Here is a 16,886-nt window from a genome sequence, read left to right as displayed (position 1 = left end):
AGTGTAATACCAAAGTGACCAGAGAAAGGCAAAAGACATTACAGGTGAAATAAATCCAGAGCAGAATGTAATAACAAAATGCCTTGAAAAGAAGAAATGACATTACACAACTCATAGATTCAGCATGATGTGGCAACGGAATATCAATATCTGAAGAGTACACAAGAGACGCAGCATGTATAATACACTGAGTAAGCAGTAAGCAGTAAGCAGTAAGCAGTAAGCAGTAAGCAGTAAGCAGTAAGCAGTAAGCAGTAAGCAGTAAGCAGTAAGCAGTAAGCAGTAAGCAAAAACGCAGAATATTAGAGCTACAAATAGATAAAGACACATCAGGAGGACCACATAAATGGGTAATTGGGGTGAAAATTTAGATTATGAAGCACAGGCCATCAAGGATTATGAAGGCAGATTTACTGTGAATTTCAAGAAGATATACATGGACGTAGATGAGATAAATGAAAGAACTACAGAGGTTACAGATAAACACCCTAAGGATTCTCTTATGAAATTATGGGCAGGTACAATGGTAGGAATGTTTGTATTCTTCCTGGCTTCGTATCAGTATCTTGCATTTGTAATGATTCCCTTCATGGCATTCTATTTCATTGCACTGTTTAGAATCGGTAAATGCTGGAAGAACTTCAAGTATAACAGTGCACAGTTCTGGGGAATGAGCATAGCAGCGCTTGTTATATTGTTTGCGTTATCAAGGGGAGTGCAGCTTTGCGTAGAAATGTTCTTGGCGTAATTATTCTAATTGCGATAACTATTCAAGGCTGTACTTGGTGTAATACCTACGCAGATATAAGTGGTAATTTTGACAATGATGTTAGTATTCACGCAAGTAGTGCCATAAGCAGTGAAGAGTATACTGAAGAAAACATAGAAGAGCCGACAACAACGGAGACAGAGGAAATGACAGAAGAAAAGACCTTTCATGAAAATCCAATAATTAAAAACATATATACAGCTGATCCTGCACCGATGGTGTATGGAGATACTCTTTATCTTTATACAACTCATGATGAGGATGAGCTGGTTAATGATTTCTATACAATGAATGACTGGAGATGCTTCTCAACCAAGGACATGGTTAACTGGGAAGACCACGGCTGTATCTTTTCGCTGGATGATATTGGCTGGGCTGATTCAAGAGCCTGGGCACCACAGGCGGTAGAAAGAAATGGCAAGTTCTATCTGTACTGTCCTGTACACAAGAGAAATGGCGGAATGGCAATAGCTGTTGGTATTTCAGACAGTCCAACAGGCCCATTCAAAGACCTGGGTTATCCTCTTGTAGATGAAGGTGACTGGAACGATATTGATCCCACAGTGTTTATTGATGATGATGGGCAGGCCTATCTTTACTTTGGAAATCCGGAGTTGAGATATGTGCTCCTTAATGAGAATATGATCACCTACAACAAAGAGGTGGGAGTAGTTAAGGTTCCTATGACCGAGGAGTCTTTTGCAAAGGGAAGCCACGACACAGGCACATCCTATGGAGAAGGTCCATGGTTTTATAAAAGAAATGGTCTTTACTACATGGTATACGCAGCTTTTGCAGTAGGGCAGCAGAATGAACATCTTGCTTACTCTACATCAGAATCACCCACAGGCCCTTGGAAATACGGTGGAGTTCTCATGACAGAAGAGGGAGGCGTATTTACTAACCATCCGGGAATCGCAGATTTTAAGGGACATTCATATCTCTTTTACCATACAGGTGATCTTCCCGGAGGAAGCTTGTTCCACAGAAGTGTATGCGTTGCAGAATTCACCTACAACGAGGATGGAAGCATAGACATTGTGCCGAAATGCGACGGCGTCAGCATAAAATAAGGTTGATATTTGGAGGTAACAGTATGGATAAGGAAGCAATATACAATAAGCCCTGGATCTTACAGAGAGCGGATCCATATGTCTTAAAGGCTCATGATGGCTTTTACTATTTTACGGCATCTGTTCCTGCCTATGACAGAATCATATTACGAAGGTCAGAAACTCTTTATGGCCTTGCTGAGGCTAAGGAGCATACCATATGGCTTAAACATGATAAAGGAATCATGGGAGAGCATATTTGGGCACCCGAATTACATTATGTGATGGGAAAATGGTATATATACTTTGCTGCAGGAAGTGCAGAAGATAAGTGGCTTATCAGACCTTATGTGCTTGAATGTCAGGGAGAAGACCCTATTGCCGATGAGTGGATTGAAATGGGAAAAATGAAATGCGCTTTGGATGATGAATTCTCTTTTAGAGCGTTTTCTTTAGATGCCACTGTATTTGAACACAGGGGGGATTGGTATTATATCTGGGCAGAAAAAGTAGGTGTTGGTAAGATGATCTCAAACCTCTATATTGCCAAGATGAAGAGTCCTTACGAATTGGAAACTGTGCAGGTGATGCTGACAACACCGGATTATGACTGGGAAAGAGTAGGCTTTTGGGTTAATGAAGGCCCTGCCATATTAAAGAATGCAGGTAAAATATATCTTACCTATTCTGCTAGTGAGACCGGTGCGCCATACTGTATGGGAATGCTCACATCTGATGAAGATGCTGATCTTCTTGATCCCATATCCTGGAGCAAGGAAAGATATCCTGTACTTAAGAGCGATGAGACATGCGGAATATATGGCCCGGGGCACAATTCATTCACGATCGATGAAGAGGGCCAGCCCATACTGGTTTATCACGCCAGAACAGAATCTATAATAGAAGGAGATCCGCTGTACAATCCAAACAGGCATGCAATGCTCATGCCTATTCGCTTTGACGACTCCGGAAAACCGATTTTCTCTTATAAAGAATAGACTATCCTTAAACTACCACAACCCTGTTACGGCCACCGTTTTTGGCCTTATACAGTGCGTTGTCAACGTTTTGGATTGACTTGCTGAAGTCTCCATTGTAGCGGGATACACCGACGGAAATTGTAAACGGAACCGGTGTATCCTTAGCATTTTCTATATCCTGTCTAAACTGCTCCATGCGGGCACAGGCGTTATTGACGTCGCAGTTCTTGAGAATTATTATGAATTCTTCGCCGCCATATCTGATTACGTAATCATCTTCATGAGTTCCCTTAGCCAGCTTCTGACCCATGTACAGAAGGGTCAAATCACCGGTGTAATGACCGTGTTCATCGTTGACCTGCTTGAAGTAGTCTATATCAAGCATGGCAATGGCAACGGGGCCATCAACATCTTTCAATGCATTCTTAGTAACAATCTTTTCCAAAAGGTGTCTGTTATAAACCTGGGTAAGAGGGTCTGTGACCATAGCCAGCTCAAGTTCCTGCCTGGTTCTGTAGTGATCCAGGTAAAAGAGCATAAGAAGTCCGTGAGATATGAAAACAGCCACCATAAGAGGAATCTGAAGAGCCAAAATGATATCCAAATTTGAATAGTGATTGAAGCTGTTTGATATTAGTATCTCGGCTATGAATATCAAAGATGAAAAGAAGGTTTCTCTTGGCCTTGCAACGAAGCCAACAGTCATGAAAACGATGTTCATTATGATGAAGCCTTCGCTTGCATGTATCTTGTCTTCGAGGTGATAGATTGCCCAGATGGTTGCAAGCACTATACAGTGTGCCAGCAAAAAGTCCATAAACACACTCATCTTGCGCCCCTTAAAAAAGCGCGTGACTATTAGGAATACTGCCAAAGCTGGTAAAACTGAGAATCTTGGAATAAGGGTAGGCAAAAAAGATCCGTTTAAAAGATAGTCGGAGATTATATAGGTAATAGAAATAAGGACCCCCGCCACAAGGCTGATCTCCACATAGTTCTGATAATAATCGCACTTGGATTGATAGAAATCCTGGCGATCTTCATTATCCATAGAACGATAATCTTTGTACAGATCGATTATCGTCCTGGCATTTGTAAATATTCGCATTATCCACCCCTCGATTGACATGTCACTTTATGATAGCGACAATGTTCACTTTATATTGTACTAATAAAAACGAAATAAAGGAAGTGTTAAAAATCGATTAAGCACATATTTAATATATACGATAAAACGTGTAAAATAGTTTGCGTAAGCAACTTGTTGACGGCTTTATGTGATACTAGGGGGTATACAAATGGGCTATTTTACAAAGAACATGGAAAACACTACCTATGCAACCAGTGAAATTCGACAGGCATTTAATAACAATACTGGCAGTAGCAGTCGTGTCTATTTTGGCAAGTACAAGGGGAAAAAGCTTAGGTGGAGGGTCATGCAGAGTGGAGTTACAGGATTTGATGCGCATAGTGATGAACCGACAATGTATCTGGATATGCTGGAAGTTGTTGAAGAAATGGCATTTACTGAAGATACGAAGACTGATAAGAACTATGCCTGGTCTCATTCTATGGTTCGTTCTTTTTTAAGTAAAGATTTTCCCAAAGAGTTTACGGAAGCAGAACTTAGTATTGTTCCGGAGTGTCTGACTAATCCTTCCGGAAAATACGCTGAGTATGAAAAACTTGAATATGACAGATTTTTTGTCCCTTCTTCAGATGAGTTTTTTGATAGTGAACACAATTTTTATATATGTCACAAACACTTTGGAGATGATTACCACAAACAATATTGGCTGCGCTCCTGCGATAGAGCTCCTTCGTATGCAGAGATTATTTCTGTTAATTTATTTAATACTGAAAAGGCTGAGTGGTCAAATACATACAAAGAAAATAAATTTATTGGGGTAAGTCCTGCCTGTAACATAAAGAAGACCAATATTCTTTTTTCCTCAAAGATTGCTGACCGCACTTTTAAGTTTACTATCATAGGATCATCTTCTATTAATTTTGATTCAAAGAATAAAAACAAGGCATCAATCAAAGATGGAAAAGTGAGTATTCCTTATTGTGCTAATGGAGATAATAATGCTATTTCAGTAATGATACTGGACGAGAAGTATAGTGGAGGACTAAACAAAAGTGGTGCTTCTCTTTTGCTGTATGAGAATCTGAAATCTCCTAAGGATTATAGTAAAGGTGGAGTTGTTTCTTTTACCTTACCTGAGAATCTTGATTTTAATGACTGGGATGAAAAATATCATGTATACTTGCTGGCAGAGAAATGGAATGAGGAGGATGAAACGGACTATGCTTCATATCCTTGCGAGATACCTGCTGCAGCTGTTAGCGATAACACCTGCACCGTAAGCTACTATACAACCAGAGATAACAAGGAACCATATGCCACACAAATAGTTGTGAGTGGAAGGTGCACAGTAGCACCGGCTGATCCGGTTTCGGATACGCATTATTTTAATTCATGGGTGTATATGTATGATGGCAAGAAATTTGATTTTTCGAAGCAGGTTACAGAAGATATTTCTCTGTTAGCGACCTGGGATAAAATACCTGAATATAATATTTGGGTAGGTGGAGTTCAGATAAACCAAAGAAATTCCAGTGATGTTCTTGGAGATGGTATGGTTCATTACGACAGGGATTCCAAGACACTATCCTTCGCTGATGCAACCATAACCAAATCCAGGTATCATCAAATTGTTGCTGACTTTATGCTGATAACAGATGAAGATTTAACTATTAAGGGAAAGGTTAAGTTTGATAATAAGAATGCATACGGTGGAATAATTGTAAGAAAGGGCGCAACGCTTACTCTTAGTGATGATATATCAATAAATGCCAAGGAAATGGGTATTTTTACCCAGAATGCCAAAGAGATTAATCTAAGTGATGCAAACCTTGAAATAAGTGGAACTACCTATGGCTTTATTTTGGGCGGCGAAGGTTCTATCAGTACCATCATGAATATGAAGGGTGGAACCTTGAAAATAGAAAGTAAGGAAGCCGGTTTATATGCTGTTAAGAACGGAGAAATAATAATCGATCCGTTATTGATGATCAAAAATCCACCGGATGGAAAAATGGGCAATGCCATCTTTGTGAACAGTCAAGTTACTACAGTAGTAGATGAAGATGGAAATATGGCAAAAGACATTACGATTTCTGCGGCACCTGCGCCTAGAGATCTCATTGCAGAATTGATAACCGAAAATGGACTGGAACGAAGATCCGGAAGATATAATGTTACCTATACTGCAGAAGAAATAGAACCTAAAGTTGTTGTTAAGGACAGAAAAAATAGCTATGTAACCCTTAGGGAGGGAATTGATTATACCTTAAGTTATAGCAATAACATAAATGTGTCAAAAGAAGATAAGCCTGCAGTTGTAACAATCACCTATAAGGGCAATTACAAAGGCGCAGACAGGCTATATTTCTACATCTTGCCAAAGTATATTGGATATGGCACCAAGCCTTCAGAAGGAATTACATTGTATGATGTGATGGCTCCAATTGGTGACAAGGATGGCAAGATTTACGTTGTCATGTACTACAATGGCCATAAGCTTACAAGCAGAGACTATGATCTAACCAGTAATATAGGAAAACTTACATTTACTGAGAATGATGCCAAGCAGAATATTAGACTGACTATATCAGGTAAAGGCAATTACGCTGGTGCCATTTCGGGTGTGATATTAAACCTTCTAAGTAATGCTGAGGCAGACAACCAAAAGATAATGGCGCATTTTGCCTATACCTATGACGGCATGCCCAAAGAGCTTGATCCTGATATGTTATCTATTAAGGATGGAAATGGTAATATTCTTCCGAAAGATAAATTCACTATTCTATACGAGGATAATATTAATGTGGGACTTGCCAAGGCACGTGTAACGGCTCTGACCGGTAGTGGATATTATGGAGACAGTACCCTTTACTTCGACATTCTCCCTGATGTGAATAAGTCCGTAGTTAAGGCTGAAATTACCGAAAAAGTATACTATAAGCCAGGAGGTGTAAGACCACCTGTAAAAGTTACCGCAACCCTCGGCAAAACTTCCAAAATTCTGGAAGAAGGTAAAGACTACACAGTTGACTATATGGATAATAATAAGGCTACCAAGACTGCCAGGTATATGGTAATCTTTAAGGGTAATTATGAGGGTCGCGCGAGTATCAGAGGAACCTTTGTTATTGAGAAAGCGCAATTTGATCAGCTAAATGTATCAGCAATTGCTGCGGATCTTCCATACACAGGACCGGGACAGTATCTGTCAAAGGTTTATGTGACTGCAGATGGTAAGCTCATTGATCAGAGTAGCTACACAGTTAACTACTTTGTGGGTGACAAGAATATTACCAAAGATAAAAAGTTCTCGCTAAGTGATAAGGAAAAAGAAGCTTCTGTTTCCCTAGTCCTAAAGGGAAAAGGAAACTATGCTTTAAATCTAGTGAGAATTAACAACTGTTATACTATTAAGAAACTTTCCGGTGACGACGTTATCGACTTATCAAAAGCAGTTATTGGAGAGGAAGGCAGCAAAAAGCTGAATATTTCTTCGAAGACTTACACAGGGGATGATATTGTGCCAAGACTTCAATTAAATGTTCCTGGCGTAGGCAAAGACTATGTCCCAGCTTCGAAGCGCGGACTAAAAGAAAAAGAGGATTATGAGTTTGTTCTTTTTGATAACAAAGATGTAGGAACGGCTACAGTATTTGCTAAGTCCGTAAGCAGCTCAAAGAAGGCAATCGGTGGCAACTATGCAACCTTCAAGATTGTGCCTATAGAACCATAAAAGTAAACTTTTGGGAGTAATCAGACATGAATAAGATTCAGGCAATTAAAGAGAATATTTCTAAGATAATTGTAGGAAAGGATGAGACTATTCTTTTGACTCTGTGCAGCATGGTGGCCGGAGGACATGTCCTTTTGGAGGATGTTCCCGGAACCGGTAAGACTATGCTGGCCAAGGCTCTATCAAGGTCCATTTCGGGCTCCTACAACAGAATACAGTTTACGCCTGATCTTTTGCCATCTGATATTACAGGACTAAATGTTTATCAGGCAGCCAAGGGGGAATTTGTATTTAATCCGGGACCGGTTTTTTGCAATATCCTCCTGGCTGATGAGATTAACAGAGCAACTCCCAGAACTCAGGCAGGACTCCTTGAATGTATGGAGGAGAGACAGGTTACAATTGACGGTAAGACCAGGAAACTTGACGAGCCATTCTTTGTAATAGCTACCCAGAATCCCATTGAGACCAGTGGAACTTTCCCTCTTCCTGAGGCTCAGCTTGACAGATTTATCATGAAACTGTCCATGGGCTTTCCCGGAAAAAAACAGGAGCTTGAAATTCTAAGGAGGTTCCAGGAGGGAAATAAGAACGAGAAGCTGGATGAACTGAGTAGTGTTGCCACTTTGGAAGACATACTTACCATGCGAAGTGAAGCCATGAAGGTTGAAGTACATCCTGATCTTATGGCATATATCACAGACATTGTGGATGCCACCAGAAACAGAACCGATGTGAACTCTGGGGTTAGTCCAAGAGGAAGCCTTGCGCTTTTATATTGTGCCAAGGTTCTGGCCTACGCTAATGACAGGGCCTATGTAACTCCGGAGGATATTAAACTGCTGGCCGTTCCTGTTCTGGCTCATAGACTTATTCTTTCCGGCGGATATGGTGCATCAAAAAATGCCAAGGCAGTAATCGAAGAGATATTAACAGAGGTTACAGTCCCAACGGAAACCGGATTTGCGAATAAATAATAAAAAGGTACAAGCATGCCCATAATTCTAATTCCGATTGTGCTTATCCTTCTGTACATGGCTGAGCGCCGCATCTTTAACAGATACTGGCAAAAGGGCCTTTCCGCAGAACTTAAGTTTGGCTCTGAGGCTGTTACAGAGGGAGATGAGGCAGCTCTTACGGAAGTAATAACCAATAGAAATTTCATACCCCTTCACATTTTGCAGGTGAACTTTCAAACTGACATCGGGCTCTTTTTTAAGGACACTACCAATGCTTCGGTTACGGACAGAGTTAATGTTATCGACGTTTTCAGCCTTCGCTTTTATGAAAAGATAACCAGAAACCTTGTCATGGATTGCAAAAAGAGAGGCTTTTACAGTATCCTGCAGACTTCCCTTGTGGCGTCGGATCTTTTTAGCTCTGATATCCACTATGCTGATCGCAAGCAAAGAACCAGTATGTATGTGTACCCAAGGCTTATGGAGATGGAAAAGATAGAAATTCCGTTCCAGCAGCTTATGGGGGAGGTGCAGTCCCAGAGGTTTATCTATGAGGATAATTTCACCTTCAGAGGAATTCGTGACTACGCGCCAACAGATCAGATGTCTGATATCAACTGGAAAGCCAGTGCCAGAACCGGAGCCATGAAGGTCAATCTCCATGACTATACTTCAAGTCCGGAGGTTGTGCTTGTCTTAAATGTGGAAGAGCCGGGAATTTTGTTCGAGACAGAGCTTATTGAGGACTGTATCAGAATTGCCAGGTCTCTTTCAGCAAAATTCATAGAGTCTAATACGCCGGTATCTCTTTTGACTAATGGCAAAGACAAGGTGACAGGCGAAGTTATAAGGCTTGAATCCGGAGCGTCAATGGATCATGCCTTAAATTTCTGCAGAGCCCTTGCAAGAATCGATTTGACTAAAGGGGTAGCAGATATAGAAACTTTGATAAAAGAGGAACTTAAAGGCGCAGGCAGCAGGCAACTTGTGTACTGTGTGATTTCCACCAGCAGACGAGATGGAATTGTCCATGCGGCCAGCGACATCTGTGACGAAAAGGGGAAACTAATGTGGCTTTGTCCTCTTACAAAGAGTATGGATCAGAGAGCTCCCCTTGAGGGCAGAATCGAATTTGTGCGGATAATTCACGATTCGTATTTATGACAAAAGAAATAAGCAGAGAAATACACTACAGGAATTATTGATGCATAAAAGAATAGAAATATTGCGAATTCTTAATAACATATTGATTGCGGTAACTGTAATGATCGTTGCTCTTAGGATCATGAATCTTAGTTCTCCCGGGGCAATAGTCATAACATGCGTAAGCCTGTCTGTGTTTGTGCTAATGTCTGAAGCTATCCAGGCTTTTATTACCAATCTGATAGCCTTTCTTGGGGCCCACGTAGCGGCCATAGCATTGTGCAGTTATAGCACTTTTAACAGCAACCAGAAGATACTCGGCGGAGTTCTTTTTGCCGGCGTGTCTATAACCAGTGTAATTCAGGCTATTCACATTCTTTTTATGATCATAATCACCGTGATAGCAATCTATGCAAGACTGGATGGTGTGGGCAGGGTTTATCCCACAATCTATGAGGGTCTTTTGTTTGTGGGATTGTATTTCCTGTGCCTTATAACCAGGCAGCAGGCTACTGTGCCAATAGTGCTTCTTGCTGAAATGGTCTGGGGCTTCATGTGCATTATCTTTTACAATGCAAGGCAGACAATCGGCGCTCTTGTAACCTTCAAGGATAGAGACTATATTCCCTACGAATCCATAAAAAAGACCAATGGATTTATGCTCAGGATTACGCTTGTTATAGCCTTTGTCTTCATGATCATTTGCGGCCTTATCGACTATGGTAAAGAAGTCATGACCCTTTTAAAGACCGGACTTAGCGCTATTTTAAGGTTTATCTTTTCGTTTTTTAATTTTGAAGCAGAGGAAGAAATAGAGGCGCCTCCTGTAACGGCAGGAGGGGGCGGATCAGGAATGCTTCTTCCCGAGCAGCAACCGGACGATTCCATATGGCACACTATGTGGCAGATTCTTTTCTGGCTTGTGGCTATTGTGGTGTCGATCGGCGTCATTATTATGATCGTTATGGTGGCAAAAGAGTTTTATAAGCTTTTTAATTCATCGAGAAAGGGAATCAAGGACAGACTGGCGGGAGACAAGATTGAATATTTAAATCCTTTGTCCGGATCTTCCGGAGATTTTTCATCCGGAAAAGGAAGCAGGATGAAACTAAGAGAGAGGTTGTCACCTGCAGGAAGAATTCGCCAGCTTTTTTTCCGTTATATAGATGGAAGTCGCAGCTTTTGTGATATCAGTAGAGCGGATACGCCACTTGAGATGGAAAGCAAGGTCAGATATGAAAAAGAGGCATCTGCCTACAGACTGTATGAAAAAGCCAGATACAGTACTAAGGAGATAACCTCTGAAGATGTGAAAAAAATGAAGGAATTATGTAGTAATCGATAGCAGTATTTACGTGGGTGTGCATGGTCTATTAGTAGACGGTCTGCACATCCACTATTTCATTATTCTTGACCTTAAAGCTCCAGATCTGATGGTCTGTGAGTCTATGCTCTGTAAGATAATAGGTGTCACCTACATTAGAGATATAGTAAGGTGTTCCGCCGCCAACAAAGTATTTGCTGTAGATGTCCTCATATTCGCCTTGAGCAAGATCTTCAAGGGAATGGGTTCTGACGATTGTGGCAGCGTCCTGATTACCTGAAAGATCGGTGGAAATTGACAGGTAGTAATAATCGTCAATCTTGGTGATCTGGACCATTCCGGCAAGTGAATCCGGAACATCATAGCTTTCTTCTATTTCCAGGGTTTCCAAATCGCAGTGGTAAATCTTGGCAGGAATGCCCTCATCGGATACGCTTGAAACAAAGTAAATATCCCCATCAATTATGGAGAAGGATCTTACATATATTCCGTCAAGGATATCCATTTTTCTGATGTCTGTTATGTAACATCTGGTGGAATCGGCGCCCTGCCTAATGCAGTATAACTCACCGGTTGTGGAACTCCATACATAAAAAGTATCGGTGGCTTTGTCGTAAACCGTGTAGTGAGGACGATTACCAATGTTGTAGATTGTCTGGGTGTTTACGAATTTGCCATCTATCTTTTCAAAAAGGACAACTCTGTTGTTCTCAGTATCATCCACCATATAGATAGTTCCGTTGCTGGCCATGGTGTGTGGCTGCGTTACATCAGAGGTCATGATATACCAGTCTGTGAGAGGAGCCTCCAGACTGTCGGAATATATAACCCTGTTGTGGTAGCAGTCAACGATAAACCAGGTGTCACCAACCTGAGTGATATAAGTTGGTACGCTGAGCTTGGTATCAAAGTTCTTGATAGGCTCGTAGCTTTGCAGAAACTCTTCTGTATTCTCACCTTCTGCAGTCATGGATGAGATAACCAGATAATCCTTGCCGTCAAAGGGCGGAACCTGTGACTGCTGCTGGGCACCTGAGCTATTACATCCGTTTAGTACAAATATGTTAAGCGTCATCAGCGCTATTATTAATCCGATCTTGGAACGATTTTTCATTTTTTACCTACCTTTAAAATTCAAACAAAGTTATTATACATCAAAAATGTGACCGTAATATGATTTGGTGAGATTTGTAGTATAATGTGTTAGCATTATAGGAGAAAATAGTGATTCTATAGAGGTATTCTATGAAACTTGATGAATTTTACAAAGGAAAAAGAGTTTTTGTTACAGGCCATACAGGGTTTAAGGGAAGCTGGCTATGCGTTATGCTCTCGGAACTTGGAGCAGAGGTTTATGGCTATTCGCTTCAGCCCGGTACAGATCCGGCTCTTTTTGACATATTGGGACTTGAGAAAAAAGTTCACAGCACCATAGGAGATATCAGAGATATTGACTGTCTTGAGAAGGCGTATGTAGCCGCAAATCCTGATGTGGTGCTTCATCTGGCTGCGCAGCCCATAGTCAGAGACTCTTACAAAAATCCAAGATATACCTATGAGACCAATGTCATGGGAACCGTTAATATTTTGGAGTGTCTTAGAAAGCATCCCGGAGCAGTGAGTTTTCTGAACGTCACAACTGACAAGGTATATGAAAATAATGATATCTTTGATCATGCCTTCAAAGAGGATGAGAAACTGGATGGTTATGATCCCTATTCCAACTCAAAGAGCTGTTCGGAGCTTGTGACTCATTCCTACAGGAAATCATTTTTTGCAGAGGACTCTGCGACTGCAATTTCTACAGCAAGAGCCGGAAACGTTATTGGAGGCGGAGATTTTGCCAACGACCGTATTATTCCTGATTGCGTCAGGGCTACTGTAGCCGGAAAGAGTATTGGCGTTAGAAACCCTTACTCCACAAGGCCCTATCAGCATGTTCTTGAGCCTCTTTTTGTTTATCTGACAATAGCAATGAAACAAACTCTGGATAAAAAATATGCTGACTACTATAACATCGGACCAAGAGATGAGGACTGCATAACCACCGGAGATTTGGCGGATGCCTTTGTTAAATACTGGGGACCGGAAGCAAAATGGGTTAACGAAGCGGAGGCAAATGCGCCTCACGAAGCAAGCTTTTTAAAACTTGACTGTTCCAAGGCAAGAGAAACCTTTGGCTGGAAGCCTGTGTGGCATGCAGATGAGGCCATTAGGGAAACCGTGGAGTGGTACAAAGCATGGAATCAGGGCCGCGACATGTACGAATACACCAGACAGCAGGTAAATACTCATCTGAGTTCTTATTAAAATAGTTGATTACTGCTAGCGTATTTATAATTATTTAATTGAAAAACTATCATTAAAACGATAACATTAATATGTATCCATATGTTTTTTTACACGTAAAACGCCCGGGAGGTGGAATTGTGGTTACAATCAGCGTATGTATGATAGTTAAAAACGAAGAGGCTTGTCTTGGAAGATGTCTGGATTCTCTTAAGGGAATAGCAGATGAGCTTATTGTGGTGGATACCGGATCCACCGATAATACCATTGCGATAGCCAAAGAAAAAGGCGCTACAGTTTACAATTTCAAGTGGACCGGGGACTTTAGCGATGCAAGAAACTATGCATTTTCGCTGGCAACCTGTGACTATATTTATTCAGCAGATGCTGATGAAGAACTGGATGAAGAAAACAGACAGCGATTCCTGAAACTTAAGGAGGACATAGACAAGCTGGGTGTGGACATCGTTCAGATGTATTACAGTAATCAGCTTGCTTACAGGACTGTATATAACTATGACAGGGAGCTTCGTCCAAAGCTCTTTAAACGAATCCGCAAGTTTGTGTGGGTTGATCCTATTCATGAGCAGGTTATGCTTGAACCTGTCATTTCGGACAGCGACATAGAGATTATCCATAGGCCCAGAGAAAATCATGCAAGCAGGGATTTGGAATCCTTCAGAAAAGCGGTGAAAGACGGTAGGAAGTTTTCAAGACGACTTCTTGGAATGTATGCAAGAGAGCTTTTTATGGCGGGATCTGATGAGGACTTTATTGCCGCTAAAGATTTCTTCATCCAGGCAACCCTTGATAACAACCGAACAATTGATGAGATAAAAGAAGCCAGTTGTGTGCTGGCACACATTGCCGTGCTTGAAAAAGATGCGGAGGCAATGCTAAAATACACCCTTAAGGATGCCACCACTGAAATGTCCAGTGAGATGTGCTATGAGCTGGGAGATTATTACTACAACAAGAAGGACCTTGATGAGGCTATAGTGTGGTATTATAATGCAGCATATGAGTGCGAGAGCATCCTTGATATCAGGAAGAGTATGGAACTTCCGAGGCTTGCCATTGCAAAGTGCTACAGAGATCTTGGCAATGAAGAGCAGGCAGCTGATTACGAGCGTGAAGCGAACGACGTGATCAATATGGAAAAAGAATTAAATGATTTGGAGAAGTAGTTTTTAATGAATAATGATTTATCAGCCCAGAATGCAGCGAGACAGGAGATATTAGATAAGGTTAAGGAGTATTACGAGAACTTTTTAAAGGCAGATACAAATTCTTTTGAAGAAGGAGATCGAATCTCCTACGCAGGAAGAGTATTTGATGAGAAAGAAGTAGTTAACCTTGTTGATTCTTCTTTGGATTTCTGGCTTACAGCAGGAAGATATACAGAGGAATTTGAAAAGAGATTCGCAGAGCTTTTGAATGTTAAATATGCAAATCTTGTAAACAGTGGTTCTTCTGCAAATCTTATTGCATTTATGGCTCTTACAGCTCCTGAGCTTAAAGAGAGACAGATTAAAAGAGGGGACGAAGTAATTACAGTAGCTTGCGGATTCCCAACCACAGTTGCACCTATTATGCAGTATGGTGCAATTCCAGTATTCGTTGATGTGACAGTACCTGAATACAACATAGATGTGGCTGACCTTGAGGCAGCTCTTTCTGAGAAGACCAAGGCAGTAATGATCGCCCATACTCTGGGTAATCCTTTTGATCTTCGAGAGGTAAAGGCTTTCTGCGAAAAGCACAATTTGTGGCTTGTAGAAGATAACTGTGACAGCCTTGGCTCTGAGTACACAATTGATGGAAAAACAAAATATACCGGAACCTGGGGCGATATCGGAACATCAAGCTTCTATCCTCCACATCATATCACTATGGGTGAGGGCGGCTGCGTTTATACTGACAATGCTCTTCTTAATAAGCTTATAAAGAGCTTTAGAGACTGGGGAAGAGACTGTGTATGTCCTCCCGGAAAAGATAACTTCTGCGGCAGAAGATTTGACGGACAGTTCGGTCAGCTCCCTGTGGGTTACGATCACAAATATGTGTACAGCCATTTGGGATACAACCTCAAGGCTACTGATATGCAGGCAGCAGTGGGCTGCGCTCAGCTTGATAAGCTTGTGGGCTTTGCAGATAGGAGACGCGCTAACTGGGACAGACTTTACAAGGACCTGGAAGATCTTTCTGATGTACTTATTCTTCCTAAGGCTTCTGAGGGAAGCAGACCTTCCTGGTTTGGATTTATTATGAGTGTTAAGGAAGACGCAGTTGATTCCAAGGGCGAAGCTATCACCAGAAACAAGATAACAAGAGCTCTTGAAGAGCATAATATTCAGACAAGACTTCTCTTTAGCGGAAATATCATAAGACATCCTGCTTTTGATGAGTATAGGGATACAGATGCTTACAGGGTAGTAGGAGATCTTAAGACTACAGACTTTATCATGAACAATAGCTTCTGGATTGGCGTTTATCCGGGACTTAATGATGCCAAGATTGACTTTATGGCCAAGGTTATCAGAGACGCCATAAGAGGATAAACAGACGTTTATATTATTTAGATGTGAATGATCGGATGACATTATGAAAATAGCGATTGTTACAGGTGCTTTCGGGTTTGCAGGTGCAAACCTCGTAGAGCACCTTTTAAGTAAGAACATAAAGGTTTATGCAGTAGGAAGAAAAAACTCTTCTCACAATGACAGGTTTAAAGGTGTACCAGAGAATAAACTGGTAAACGTATTCCTTGAAATGGAAGAGTATGACAGGCTCCCTGAATTTGTTTCCGAAAAGGCAGATTTCTTTTTCCATCTTGCCTGGGGCGGAGGAAGAGAAGACTTTGACGCGCAGCTTAAAAATGTGGATGGGTCCCTGAAAGCTCTTGAAGCAGCAGCTAAGATAAATCCGAAAATTCACTTTGTTGGAATCGGATCTCAGGCTGAGTATGGAATTAAATCCGATTGCGACCTTATAGCGGAGGATATGACCCTTGATCCGTTAACTGCCTATGGGTCCTGTAAGACAGCTGCTTATTATCTTTTGAGAAACAGAGCGGGAGCTCTTGGGATAGATTTTATCTGGGCAAGAATTTTCAGCCTTATCGGTAAGTATGAGGAGCAGGGACGAATGATTCCTGATCTTGTAGATAAGATTACGAAGGGACAGAAAATACAATTATCTTCCTGCGAGCAGTACTGGGATTACCTTGACGCTGAGGATGCTGCGGGAGCAATACTGTCCTTGGCTGAAAAAGGCATGGCTGGAGAAGTTTACAATATTGCCAACGGGAATTTCAGGCAGCTCAAGGATTTTGTACTTGAAGCGGTGGAGGTTATCGGCGGTGATACTAACCTTGCTGAATTTGGGAGCAAGGCAGAACCTTTTATTTCTCTGAGACCATCAATTCTTAAAATCCAGAGAGATACAGGCTGGGAACCACATATTTCTTTTGCGGAGACAATAAAGAAGTATCTGTAATCGATATTACGTTAGGTTTCGTGATATAATTGTTCTGTAGAATAGCAAA

Annotated in this window: 13 protein-coding genes; 11 read left to right on the top strand and 2 right to left on the bottom strand. The window is 41.3% G+C overall.

The window, feature by feature from the left end; genetic code table 11:
- Nucleotides 1-346: 346 nt before the first annotated feature.
- Genes G613_RS0109880 through G613_RS0109870 form a run of 3 tightly spaced genes read left to right on the top strand, consistent with a single transcriptional unit; the run spans nucleotide 347 to nucleotide 2,819 of the window.
- The gene (locus G613_RS0109880) at nucleotides 347-748 is read left to right on the top strand and encodes a hypothetical protein (RefSeq protein WP_029232513.1); all 402 of its coding nucleotides are present in this window, start codon (nucleotides 347-349) and stop codon (nucleotides 746-748) included.
- On the top strand, nucleotides 724-1,842 hold the full coding sequence (locus G613_RS0109875; RefSeq protein ID WP_029232512.1) for a glycoside hydrolase family 43 protein: 1,119 nt from the start codon (nucleotides 724-726) through the stop codon (nucleotides 1,840-1,842). The genes G613_RS0109880 and G613_RS0109875 overlap by 25 nt, the downstream gene beginning before the upstream one ends.
- Nucleotides 1,843-1,865: 23 nt before the next feature.
- Nucleotides 1,866-2,819 (top strand): glycoside hydrolase family 43 protein, encoded by a 954-nt coding sequence (locus G613_RS0109870; RefSeq protein WP_029232511.1) that lies wholly within the window; start codon nucleotides 1,866-1,868, stop codon nucleotides 2,817-2,819.
- Between the two features lie 7 nt (nucleotides 2,820-2,826).
- On the opposite strand, the gene G613_RS18645 is transcribed toward G613_RS0109870, so the two are convergent.
- Nucleotides 2,827-3,909 carry a GGDEF domain-containing protein gene (locus G613_RS18645; RefSeq protein ID WP_029232510.1) on the bottom strand — a complete coding sequence of 361 codons (1,083 nt, stop codon included), beginning with the start codon at nucleotides 3,907-3,909 and terminating at the stop codon, nucleotides 2,827-2,829.
- A 190-nt stretch (nucleotides 3,910-4,099) separates the two neighbouring features.
- Here G613_RS18645 and G613_RS0109860 point away from each other — a divergent pair, with 190 nt between their 5' ends.
- Genes G613_RS0109860 through G613_RS0109845 form a run of 4 tightly spaced genes read left to right on the top strand, consistent with a single transcriptional unit; the run spans nucleotide 4,100 to nucleotide 11,071 of the window.
- A complete protein-coding gene (locus G613_RS0109860; protein ID WP_029232509.1) occupies nucleotides 4,100-7,624 on the top strand; it encodes a DUF6273 domain-containing protein in 3,525 nt (1,174 codons plus the stop codon).
- A 26-nt stretch (nucleotides 7,625-7,650) separates the two neighbouring features.
- The gene (locus tag G613_RS0109855; protein ID WP_029232508.1) at nucleotides 7,651-8,601 is read left to right on the top strand and encodes an AAA family ATPase; all 951 of its coding nucleotides are present in this window, start codon (nucleotides 7,651-7,653) and stop codon (nucleotides 8,599-8,601) included.
- 15 nt (nucleotides 8,602-8,616) lie between these two features.
- Nucleotides 8,617-9,747 (top strand): DUF58 domain-containing protein, encoded by a 1,131-nt coding sequence (locus G613_RS0109850; protein ID WP_029232507.1) that lies wholly within the window; start codon nucleotides 8,617-8,619, stop codon nucleotides 9,745-9,747.
- A gap of 40 nt (nucleotides 9,748-9,787) precedes the next feature.
- Nucleotides 9,788-11,071, top strand: a complete 1,284-nt coding sequence (locus tag G613_RS0109845; RefSeq protein WP_029232506.1) for a hypothetical protein — start codon at nucleotides 9,788-9,790, stop codon at nucleotides 11,069-11,071.
- A gap of 28 nt (nucleotides 11,072-11,099) precedes the next feature.
- On the opposite strand, the gene G613_RS0109840 is transcribed toward G613_RS0109845, so the two are convergent.
- Nucleotides 11,100-12,164: a hypothetical protein gene (locus G613_RS0109840; RefSeq protein WP_029232505.1), complete on the bottom strand. Its 1,065-nt coding sequence runs from the start codon at nucleotides 12,162-12,164 to the stop codon at nucleotides 11,100-11,102.
- 131 nt (nucleotides 12,165-12,295) lie between these two features.
- Between G613_RS0109840 and rfbG the strand changes: the two genes are divergently transcribed.
- The 4 genes from rfbG (at nucleotide 12,296) to G613_RS0109820 (ending at nucleotide 16,837) form a co-directional block, all read left to right on the top strand.
- Entirely contained in the window at nucleotides 12,296-13,360 is a 1,065-nt protein-coding gene (gene rfbG, locus G613_RS0109835; protein WP_029232504.1) for a CDP-glucose 4,6-dehydratase, read from the top strand.
- Between the two features lie 119 nt (nucleotides 13,361-13,479).
- Nucleotides 13,480-14,526 (top strand): glycosyltransferase, encoded by a 1,047-nt coding sequence (locus G613_RS0109830; RefSeq protein WP_029232503.1) that lies wholly within the window; start codon nucleotides 13,480-13,482, stop codon nucleotides 14,524-14,526.
- 6 nt (nucleotides 14,527-14,532) lie between these two features.
- The gene (rfbH, locus tag G613_RS0109825) at nucleotides 14,533-15,900 is read left to right on the top strand and encodes a lipopolysaccharide biosynthesis protein RfbH (RefSeq protein ID WP_029232502.1); all 1,368 of its coding nucleotides are present in this window, start codon (nucleotides 14,533-14,535) and stop codon (nucleotides 15,898-15,900) included.
- A 43-nt stretch (nucleotides 15,901-15,943) separates the two neighbouring features.
- Nucleotides 15,944-16,837: an NAD-dependent epimerase/dehydratase family protein gene (locus G613_RS0109820; RefSeq protein ID WP_029232501.1), complete on the top strand. Its 894-nt coding sequence runs from the start codon at nucleotides 15,944-15,946 to the stop codon at nucleotides 16,835-16,837.
- Nucleotides 16,838-16,886 lie beyond the last annotated feature (49 nt).

The sequence above is a fragment of the Butyrivibrio sp. VCB2006 genome (assembly GCF_000420945.1).
GTDB lineage: Bacteria > Bacillota > Clostridia > Lachnospirales > Lachnospiraceae > Butyrivibrio.
The sequence above is the reverse complement of the archived record's forward strand: the minus strand, read 5'-3'. Positions and strand labels throughout refer to the sequence as shown.